Source organism: Streptomyces sp. CRN 30, from assembly GCF_034105845.1.
In genome coordinates, this window is sequence record NZ_JAVRHI010000490.1 from 1 (window position 1) to 10,665 (window position 10,665).

The 10,665-nt window shown below is 75.0% G+C and carries 6 protein-coding genes; 5 read left to right on the forward strand and 1 reads right to left on the reverse strand.

From position 1 onward, the window contains the following. Window positions 1-88: 88 nt before the first annotated feature. Window positions 89-1,810 (reverse strand): hypothetical protein, encoded by a 1,722-nt coding sequence (locus UW392_RS55225; protein WP_320783054.1) that lies wholly within the window; start codon window positions 1,808-1,810, stop codon window positions 89-91. Window positions 1,811-2,068: 258 nt separating this feature from the next. Between UW392_RS55225 and UW392_RS55230 the strand changes: the two genes are divergently transcribed. The 5 genes from UW392_RS55230 to UW392_RS55250 are packed head-to-tail and all read left to right on the forward strand — an operon-like array spanning window position 2,069 to window position 10,587. Beyond that, a complete protein-coding gene (locus tag UW392_RS55230) occupies window positions 2,069-2,365 on the forward strand; it encodes a hypothetical protein (RefSeq protein ID WP_320783055.1) in 297 nt (98 codons plus the stop codon). A 3-nt stretch (window positions 2,366-2,368) separates the two neighbouring features. Then, the gene (locus UW392_RS55235; protein WP_320783056.1) at window positions 2,369-5,284 is read left to right on the forward strand and encodes a glycoside hydrolase family 2 TIM barrel-domain containing protein; all 2,916 of its coding nucleotides are present in this window, start codon (window positions 2,369-2,371) and stop codon (window positions 5,282-5,284) included. A 49-nt stretch (window positions 5,285-5,333) separates the two neighbouring features. Continuing rightward, on the forward strand, window positions 5,334-6,848 hold the full coding sequence (locus UW392_RS55240; protein ID WP_320783057.1) for an alpha-L-fucosidase: 1,515 nt from the start codon (window positions 5,334-5,336) through the stop codon (window positions 6,846-6,848). A gap of 13 nt (window positions 6,849-6,861) precedes the next feature. Beyond that, window positions 6,862-9,567 carry a family 78 glycoside hydrolase catalytic domain gene (locus UW392_RS55245; protein ID WP_320783058.1) on the forward strand — a complete coding sequence of 902 codons (2,706 nt, stop codon included), beginning with the start codon at window positions 6,862-6,864 and terminating at the stop codon, window positions 9,565-9,567. Window positions 9,568-9,576: 9 nt separating this feature from the next. Beyond that, window positions 9,577-10,587, forward strand: coding sequence for a sugar phosphate isomerase/epimerase family protein (locus UW392_RS55250; RefSeq protein WP_320783059.1), 1,011 nt, complete (start codon window positions 9,577-9,579; stop codon window positions 10,585-10,587). Window positions 10,588-10,665 lie beyond the last annotated feature (78 nt).

Below are 10,665 nucleotides of genomic sequence, written 5' to 3' on the forward strand. Positions count from 1 at the left end.
GCCGCCCCCGCGGCCCGCGCCGTCCCCACGGCCTGCCCCACCACGGCGGCTCCCGCCGCCACGAGCAGCCCCCGCCGCCCCGGCGCGCTCACCACGGCCACTCCTCCTTCGGCACCGTGAGGGTGCGGGCGCGCAGGGGCGCCCGCCCGCCGTACTCGCGACTCGGATACATGGGACGGGTCCTGCCTTCCGGTTCGATGCCGATGACGTCGTCGCCGCGCCAGCGCACGCGGTACACCCGCCCGGCGGCGGTCTCCTCGGTGACGGTCTCGGGCAGCGGGAACGTGACGGTCACCCGCTCCCCGGCGCGCGGCCCGGCCACGCTCAGCGTGCCGTCCGGCGCCCACAGCCCCGGTTCGGCGCCGTGGAACGTCCGTTCCGGGCCGTCGGGCGGCACGCGCCGCACCCGCAGGTGCGCGTACCCCGCCCACTCCGGCACCCGCAGCCGCAGCTCGCGGCAGTCCTCGCGGACGTCCAGATCGACGCGCCCCGTGTACGGCAGGTGGCTGAGGACGTCCACGAACCGGCTGCCGCGGTTGAGCAGCAGGTCGACGCGGACGAGCCGTTCGTCGCCGGTGACCGCGAGGTTCCAGCCGGTGAACAGGCCCCGCACCCCCGAGCCCACGCAGCACGCCTGGACGTCCGCGGTGTGCCCCCGGCCGAGGACGCTGTCCGACACGTAGTCGTTGGGGGCGCCGTACCCGGCGAAGGCGCCGCGCAGCCGCTCGCCGACCCGGTACCGGGTGACCCAGCCGGGTTCGTCGCCGCTCCGGTCGGGCGCGGACCGCACCCAGGAGACGTCCAGCAGCTGCGAGGAGGTGAGGTGCCCGCGCAGGAACCGCTCAAGGACCGGCCAGCAGTCGGCGTGGCCCGCGCCCGCGAGCGTCCCGGCCAGGGAGACCAGGTCGACCAGCGAACACGTCTCGTGCTCGTACCGCTGCCCGGCCAGGTCGCCCGGCGTCCAGCCGAACGCCGTGCACTGCCCGAGCGCCCAGTCGAAGGAGCGGCGCACGAACGCGGTCAGCGCGTGGTCACCGGAGGCCACCGCGTACTTCGCGAGCCCGTCCAGGGTGCCGAGGCGGGTGTGGAAGTGTCCGCTGCGGTAGGCCAGCGCCGGGTTGAACGAGCCGTCCGGCAGGAACACCCCGCTGTACTCGGTGATCAGCCGGGCGAACCGGCCGCACAGCTCCCACGCCCGCTCGTCGCCGCTCATGAGGTGCCAGCGCAGCAGCGGCATGATCAGCCGCCCGCAGAACGACGCCGGGTCGGGCGCCAGACGCAGCTGCACGGCGTTGGCCGACGGCCAGCCGCGCGGGGTGTACTCCGACGCCGGGAAGTACCAGACGTCGCGTTCCTTGACCGCGATCCGGTGCAGCGCCGCCACCAGCCGGTCCGCCGCCGCGCCCGCCTCCTCGTCGCCGCTGTCCTGGTACCAGCTGGTCAGCGCGAGCAGCGTGGCCCGCTGGTCGATGAGGTTGGCGTGCGGTTCCCAGTGTCCCTTGGGGTGGCTCCGCCGCCAGGTGAGCCCGTCCTCGCCCAGGAGGGCGAGCAGGGTCCTCTTGTATGCGGCCTCCGCCTCGCTCCAGGCCGAGGCGCCGGTCATGTGGCGGGCGAGGACGCACGCGTCGGTGAGCCGGCCGTGACTCGACCCGTAGTCCCAGTCGCCGTGACGGAGTTCGGCGGGGTCGGCGAGGAGGTCGGCGCCGAAGAACGGGATGCCGTCGAGCTCGGGGTCGGCCAGGCCCACGACCGCGTTCATCGCCAGCTCGGCTCGCTCTTCCAGAAGGAGGGTTGCTGGTATGCCAGTCATCGTGTGTGACGCCGCCTCGGGGTCCGGAGGGGGAGTGGCAGGGGTCGACGACGAAACGCTAAGGGGGGTGACAGGGGCAGTCAAGAGGGCAAGAAGGCGCAGGAAACAGGTCATGTGCGGGATGTGCGGGGGGTGTTGACGCGGTCCGTCGCGGGTTCTACGGTTCCGGTCGTCCGGCTCTTCCGGGTGGAATGCCACCCGGGGGACGCGGGCCGCCGGAACGGCCACGACCACCGACCCACCCAGGGAGCCCGGGACGTGACGACCGCACCCCACACCCTGCGCACCGACCGTCCCGACGATCCGCTCGGCCCCGACGAACGGGCGAGCGCCTGGTACGACACCCCGCGCGGCCGGGCCGCCGTCGACCGGCACCGGGACACGGCGGGGTTCCGGTCCACCGTCACGCTGCCGCCGGGCGCGCCCACCCGGATGGAGCTGCCCCTGCCGGACGGCGGCCGCGACGTACGCCACGTACCGCCGGGAACGCACGAGTTCACGGTCCCCGGCGGCCGGCCGGACCCGCGCGAGCCGGCGCCACGAGGGGAGTCGTAGACGATGGCGGACCACGCACTGCCCTACTGGGCCGACCTGAGCCCCGGCTCCGGCCGCCTCCCCCCACGGGCCTGGACCGCTTCCTGTGGAGCCCGACGGCTGACTCTCGACGGCACCTGGTCCTTCCGGCTGTCGCCGGCCGCCGACGCGCCGCTGGACTTCCTCGGCGAAGGCGGTCCCGCCGCCCACGACACCGCCTGGTCGCCGCTGCCCGTCCCCTCGCACTGGGTCCTGCACGGCCACGGCATCCCCCGCTACACCAACACCGCCTACCCGTTCCCCATCGACCCGCCGCACGTCCCCGACGCCAACCCCACCGGCGACCACCACCGCGTCTTCCACCTGCCCGACGACTGGCGGCGTCCCGGCAGCGTCCTGCGGTTCGACGGCGTCGACTCCTGCTTCAAGGTGTGGCTCAACGGCCGCGAACTGGGCACCTCCAAGGGCAGCAGACTGCCCGCCGAGTTCGACGCGGGCGACGCCCTGCGCCCCGGCCGCAACGACCTCGCCGTCCGCGTCCACCGCTGGTCCTCCGGCAGCTACCTGGAGGACCAGGACATGTGGTGGCTGCCCGGCGTCTTCCGCGACGTCACCCTGCTGGAACACCCCGAGGGCGCCCTGCGCGACCACTTCACGCACGCCGCCTACGACCACGAGCACGGCACCGGCACCCTGCGCGTCGACACCGACGTGCCCGCCCTGCTCGACCTGCCCGGACTCGGCGTCCACGCCCACCCCGCCGACCGGCCCCTCACCCTGCCCGGCGTCACCCCGTGGAGCGCCGAGCGGCCCCACCTCTACGCGGGCACACTCACCCCCGCCGGCGGCGGCCCCGCCGTCCCCCTGCGCATCGGCTTCCGCACCGTGGCGATGCGCGACGGCCGCTTCACCGTCAACGGCGTCCCCGTGCTGCTGCGCGGCGTCAACCGGCACGAGCACGACCCCCACCGGGGCCGCGCCCTCGACCTCGCGACAATGCGCCACGACGTGCTCCTGATGAAACGCCACAACATCAACGCCGTGCGCACCGCCCACTACCCGCCGCACCCCGCCTTCCTCGACCTCTGCGACGAACTGGGCCTGTGGGTCGTCGACGAGTGCGACATCGAGACCCACGGCTTCGTCCACGCCGACTGGGCGGGCAACCCCGCCGACGACCCCCGCTGGCTGCCGATGCTCCTGGACCGGATGCGCCGCACGGTCGAACGGGACAAGAACCACCCGAGCGTCGTCGTGTGGTCCCTCGGCAACGAGAGCCACCACGGCGCCAACCTCGGCACCCTCGCCGCGTACACCCGCGAGCGCGATCCGTCCCGGCCGCTGCACTACGAACGGGACCGCACCTACCGCCACTCCGACTTCTACAGCCTGATGTACGCCCCCGTGGACGAGGTCGACCGCATCGGCCGCCACGAGGAGAAGGCCCCCGCCGGGACCGCCGACGACCCCGCCCTGGAGGAACGGCGGCGCCGACTGCCCTTCCTGCTCTGCGAGTACGCGCACGCCATGGGCAACGGACCCGGCTCCCTCACCGACTACCAGCGCGCACTGGAGCGGCACCCGCGCTGCGCCGGGGCGTTCGTCTGGGAGTGGATCGACCACGGCATCGCCCGCACCGACGAGCAGGGCCGCCCCTACTTCGCCTACGGCGGCGACTTCGGGGACACCCCGCACGGCGGCACGTTCTGCGTCGACGGCCTGCTGTTCCCCGACCGCACCCCTTCGCCCGGCCTCCTCGCCTACAAGAAGGCCGCCGAACCGGTCGGCATCACCCTCGACCCGGCCGCCGCACTGATACGCGTACACAACCGCCACGACGTACGCGACCTGGCACACCTCACCTTCCGCTGGTCCCTCGAAGCCGACGGGAAACGGGTCGCGGAGGGCGAGGTCGCGGTGGGGGACGTCCCCCCGCGCGGTACGGCCGAGACCGCCCTGCCCGAACTGCCCGACACGGGCGCGGGGGAGGCGTGGCTGACGGTCCGCGCGGTCCTCACCGCCGACGAGCCCTGGGCCCCGGCGGGCCACGAGGTGGCGTGGGCCGAGGCCCGGGTCCCGACGGCCGGTGCTCCGGTCACCGCCGGCGGCCCTCGACGGCGCTCGGACGGCGCGGAGTTCGACACACGGTCCGGAGTGCTGCGCGAGTTCGCCGGCACCGGGCTGGCAGGCCCGCACCTCGACATCTGGCGTGCCCCCACCGACAACGACCGGGGCATGGGCGACAACTCCGTCCTGCGCCGCTGGCGCGCGGCGGGCCTGGACCGCCTCGTCGTCCGCACGGAACACGTCGAGGCGACGCCGGAACGGGTGACCGCGGAGTCCCGCCACGCCCCGGACGGCCTGCCGCACGGCCTGCGCGTCCGGCACACCTGGACCCGGGACGGCGACGCGCTGCGCCTGACCGTGGACGTCGTCCCCGAGGGCCCCTGGGAGGGACTGACCCTGCCGCGCGCCGGGGTGCGGTTCACCCTCCCGGCCCGCCACGACCGGGTCCGCTGGTTCGGCAAGGGCCCGGGGGAGGCGTACCCCGACAGCGAGGACGCCGTCCACACCGGCCTGTTCACCGCCGACGTCGCCGCGCTCCAGACGCCGTACGTCGTCCCGCAGGAGAACGGGCGCCGCGCCGCCGTCCGCTGGGCCGAACTCCTCGACCCCGCGACGGGACGCGGCCTGCGCGTGGAGGCCGCCGACCCCGGCCGGCCCTTCGGTCTGACGGTCCGCCCCTGGAGCACCGCCGAGCTGGAGGCCGCCGCGCACCCGCACGACCTCACCCCCGGCGACCGGCTCCACCTCCACCTGGACGCCGGCCAGTACGGCCTCGGCAGCGCCTCCTGCGGACCGGGCCCCCTGGAACGCCACCGGCTGCCCGCGCGTCCCTGGCGGCTGGAGCTGCGCCTGCGCCCGCTCGGCCCGGCGTGACCCGCCCGTGCCGCCGCCCGACAACAGCCGACGAGGGAAGGAAGGCCGCGTGACCACCCACGACGACCGGCATACGACCCCGTACGCACCCGTATGGGAGTCGCTGCGCGACCACCGCGTCCCGGACTGGTTCCGCGACGCCAAGTTCGGCATCTGGGCCCACTGGGGCCCGCAGTCCGCCGCCCGCCGCGGCGACTGGTACGCCCGCCACCTCTACGGCCCCTACGGCGGCACGGAGGACTTCGAGCGGGACCGCACCGCCCGGCAGACCGCCCACCACCGCCGGCACTACGGACACCCCTCCGTCTTCGGCCACAAGGACCTGTGCCGCACCTGGCGCGCCGAACGGTTCGACCCCGAGGCGCTCATGGACCGCTTCCGCCGGGCCGGCGCCCGCTACTTCGTCTCCCTCGCCGCGCACTGCGACAACTTCGACCTGTGGGACTCCGTCCACCAGCCGTGGAACTCCGTCAACGTCGGCCCGCGCACCGACGTGGTCGCCCGCTGGGCCGCCGCCGCCCGCACGGCCGGGCTGCGGTTCGGCATCAGCATGCACGCCGGGTCCTGGACCTGGCGGTGGCTCGACGCGGCGTTCGCACGGGACGCCGACGGACCCTACGACGGGCACCTCACCGCCGCCGACGGACACGGCACCTGGTGGGAGGGGCTCGACCCGCGCGCCCTCTACGGCCGTCCGCGCCGGCCGGGCGAGAAACCGGACGCCGCGTTCGTCGACGACTTCTACGCCCGGCTGCGCGACGTCACCTTCCGCCACGAGGCCGACCTGGTCTACCTCGACGACTCCCGGCTCCCCTTCGACGAGGGCAGCGTCTGCCCCGCCGCCCCGCCCAGCCGCCGGGGCCTGGAGTTCCTCGCCGACTACTACGGGCGGCGGCCCGAGGGAACCGTCAGCATCAAGACCGTTCCCGACGAGGACCGGGGCGCCGTCCTCCTCGACGTCGAACGCGGCCAGCTCGGCCGGATCGACCCGCACCCCTGGCAGTACGACACCAGCATCGGCGACTGGTTCTACCGGGACGGCGAGCGCTACAGGACCGCTCCCGAGATCGTGCATCTGCTGGTCGACACCGTCAGCAAGAACGGCTGCCTGCTGCTCAACGTCCCCCAGCTCCCCGACGGCACCCTCGACGAGGCGACCGGCGCCGTCCTCGACTCCCTCGGCGCCTGGACCGAGCGGTGCGGCGAGGCCGTCTTCGGCACCCGCCCCTGGACGGTCCACGGGGAGGGCCCCACCGACGTCACCGGCGACCGGGCCCGGGAGCGGACCCTCACCTACACCCCGCACGACATCCGCTACACCCGAGACAAGGACGGCCGCACCCTCTACGCCTTCCTGATGGCCTGGCCCGACGACGGCACCGCCCGCCTCCGCGGCCTCGGCACCCGCGCCGGCGCGCTCGCCGCACCACCCCGCCGGGTGACGCTGCTCGGCGGCGACGCCCCGGTCCGCTGGACGGCCCGGCCCGACGCCCTCCACGTGGGGCTGCCGTCCCGGCCGCCCACCCCGTACGTCCAGGTGCTCCGCATCGAACTGGACGGATGAGGAGGCCCGCACCGTGCCGCACCCGACGACCGTGACCGCCCCCGTCGCCGAACACCACCGCGAACCCCTCGGCATCGGCGAATCCGCGCCGCGCCTGAGCTGGCGCACCCGGACCGACGAACCCGGCTGGACCCAGCGCGCCTACCGGATACGCGTCACCGGCCCGGACGGCGCCACGGTCACCGACACCGGCCGCGTCCCCGGCGCCGACTCCGTGCTGGTGCCGTGGCCCGGTCCGGCGCTCCCCTCCCGCGCGCGGGTCCACGTACGAGTACGGGTCTGGGGCGGCGCGGACGGCGCCCCCAGCCCCTGGTCACCGCCGGCCGCCGTCGAGACGGGCCTGCTGGACCCGGCCGACTGGCTCGCCCGCCCCGTCACCCCCGACACCGGCGACGAGCGGGGCCCCCAGCCGGTCGCCCTGCTGCGCCGCGACGTCCCGCTCGACGGCGACATCGCCGCCGCCCGCCTCTACACCACCGCCTACGGCCTGTACGAGACCGAGATCAACGGCGTCCGCGTCGGCGACGAGGTCCTCGACCCGGGCTGGACCTCCTACCGGCACCGGCTGCGCTACCGCACCCACGACGTCACCGCCCTGCTGCGGCCCGGCCCCAACACCGTCGGCGCGCTCCTCGGCGAGGGCTGGTACACCGGCCGCCTCGGCTGGGACGGCGGCCGCCGCCACCACTACGGCCGCCGGCGCGCCCTCCTCGCCCAACTGGAGATCCGCCACCGCGACGGCCGCACCCTGACCGTCGCCACCGACGAACACTGGCGCTGGACCACCGGCCCGCTGCTCCGCTCCGAGCTGTACGACGGCGAGCACTACGACGCCCGCCGCGAACGCGACGGCTGGTCCCGGCCCGGCCACGACACCCGCGACTGGTCCCCGGTACACGTCCTGCCGCCGCCCACCGCCCGGCTGACCGCCCCCACCGGCCCGCCCGTCCGCCGCACCCGCACCCTGCCCGTCCGAGAGGTCCTCACCACCCCGTCCGGACGCACGGTCGTCGACTTCGGCGAGAACGTGGTCGGCCGGCTGCGCCTCACCGTGACCGGACCCGCCGGACACACCGTCACCCTGCGCCACGCCGAGGTCCTGGAGCACGGCGAACCGGCCCTGCGCCCGCTCCGTGCGGCCGCCGCCACCGACACCTACGTCCTGCGCGGCACGGGCACCCCCGAGACGTACGAACCCCGCTTCACCTTCCACGGCTTCCGCTACGCCCAGATCGACGGCTGGCCCGGCCCGTTCGACCCCGCCGCCGTCGAGGCGGTCGTCCTCCACACCGACCTGGAGCGCACCGGCTTCTTCGACAGCTCCGACCCGCTGCTGAACCGGCTCCACGACAACGTCGTACGCTCCCTGCACGGCAACTTCGTCGACCTGCCCACCGACTGCCCGCAGCGCGACGAACGGCTCGGCTGGACCGGCGACATCGCCGTGTTCGCGCCCACCGCCGCGTTCCTCACCGGCTGCGCGGGCATGCTGAGCGGCTGGCTGCGCGACCTCGCCGCCGAACAACTCGCCCGGCCCGACGGCTCCGTCCCCCTCGTCGTCCCCGACATCCTCGACCCGCCGGCCGGCACCGGCCCGCACGCCCTGTGGGGCGACGCGGCGGTCCTCGTCCCCTGGGCCCTGCACCGAGACACCGGCGACCTCGAACTGCTCCGCGCGCAGTACCCGTCGATGACGACCTGGCTGAACCGCGCGACGGCCGACGGGCTTCGGCACGGCTCCGGCCGGGCCGGTGGCGGGCTCTGGTGCGACCCCGGTCAGCTGGGTGACTGGCTCGATCCCGCCGCACCGCCCGACGACCCCGCCGCCGGGCGTACCGACGCGGGGCTCGTGGCCCTCGCGCACCTCGTCCGCTCGGCCGACCTCGTGGCCGAAGCGGCGGACCTGCTGGGGGAGAAGGACGACGCCGTCCGCCACCGCGCCCTCGCGGAGCGGCTGCGCGCCGTCTTCACCCGCGAGTACGTCACCCCGGCCGGGCGGCTCGCCTCCGACTCCCAGACCGCCTACGCCCTCGCCCTCACCTTCGGCCTGCTGCCCGGCGGGGAACAGCGCCGCACGGCCGGGGAGCGCCTGGCCCACCTCGTGCGCAGGGCGGGCTTCCGCATCGCCACCGGCTTCGCCGGCACGCCCCTGGTCTGCGACGCGCTCTGCGCGGCCGGACACCCCGAACTGGCCCACCGGATGCTGGCCGAACGGCACTGCCCGTCCTGGCTGTACCCGGTGACCATGGGCGCGACCACCGTCTGGGAACGCTGGGACTCGATGCTCCCCGACGGCGGCGTCAACCCCGGCCGGATGACGTCCTTCAACCACTACGCGCTCGGCTCGGTCGCCGACTGGCTGCACCGCCGGGTCGCCGGACTCGCCGCCGCCGAACCCGGCTGGCGCCGCATCCGGGTGGCGCCCTGCCCCGGCGGAAACCTGACCCGCGCGTGGGCCGCCCACCTGACGCCCTACGGACGCGCCGAGGCGGGCTGGCGCACCGAGGGCACGACCCTGGTCGTGGACCTCCTCGTACCACCGTCCACCCGGGCCGAACTGCACCTCCCGGGCGTCGCGGAGCCACGCGAGTACGGCGCGGGACGGCACACCGTCACCGCTCCCCACGTCCCCGACGACCGCCCCGTCACGGCGGTCCGCCACCCCTTCGTCGCCGGAGCCGACTGCGGCTGCGGCACCCCCGCGTCCCTCCAGGAGTGAGCAGAAGAGATGACCGAGAACGAACCCGTGTACGGCGCCGGCGTCTGGCACTTCGCCACCTACGTCGACCGCTACGCCACCGACGGCTACGGCCCACCGCGCACGATCCTCGACGCCATCGAGCTGGCCGGAGCCGTCGGCGACCTGTCCGTCCTCGACCTCAACTGGCCCTTCCCGCCCGGAGACATCAGCACCGCCGAGGTCCGCAAGGCCCTCGCCGAGCAGAAGCTGCGGGCCGTCGCCGTCACACCGGAGATCTACACCGGCAGGTTCGCCCGCGGCGGCTTCACCAACCCGGACCCGGCGATCCGCCGGGAGGCCGTCGACCTCGTCGCCGCCTCCGCCGAGGCCGGCCGCGAACTCGGCGTGGACTACATCAAGATCTGGCCCGGCCAGGACGGCTACGACTACCCCTTCCAGGCCGACCACACCGACCTGTGGGACAAGTCCGTCGACGCACTGCGCGAACTCGCCCTCGCCTTCCCCGACCTGCGGTTCGCGATCGAGTACAAGCCCCGCGAGCCCCGCAACCGCATGGTGTTCTCCTCCGTCGCCCGCACCCTGCTGGCGATCCAGGACACGGGCGTCGACAACGTCGGCGTGCTCCTGGACTTCGGCCACTCCCTGTACGGCGGTGAGACCCCCGCGGAGGCCGCGCGCCTGGCGATCGCCCGCGACCGGCTCTTCGCGATCGACGTGAACGACAACTTCCGCGGCTGGGACGACGACATGGTCGTCGGCTCCGTCCACCTGCTGGAGACCTTCGAGTTCTTCCACGCCCTGGACGACGCCGGCTGGCGGGGCGTGTGGCAGCTGGACCAGTTCCCCTTCCGGGAGGACCCGGTGGAGGCCGCCAGGACCGGCATCCGCACACTGCGCGCCTTCCACCGGGCTCTCGGCCTCCTCGACCGGGACGCACTGTCCGCCGCCCAGGCCGCGCAGGACGCCCTCGGCGCCCAACGCGTCGCCCGGCGGGCCCTGTTCCGCGCCCTCGCCGAGTCGGAGAGCGGGCCCGCGTGACCGTCACCCCGGAGACCACCGCGCCCCTGCGCGCCGACGAGACGGCGGCCCGGACCTACGCCGCCCGCGCCGCCCGGC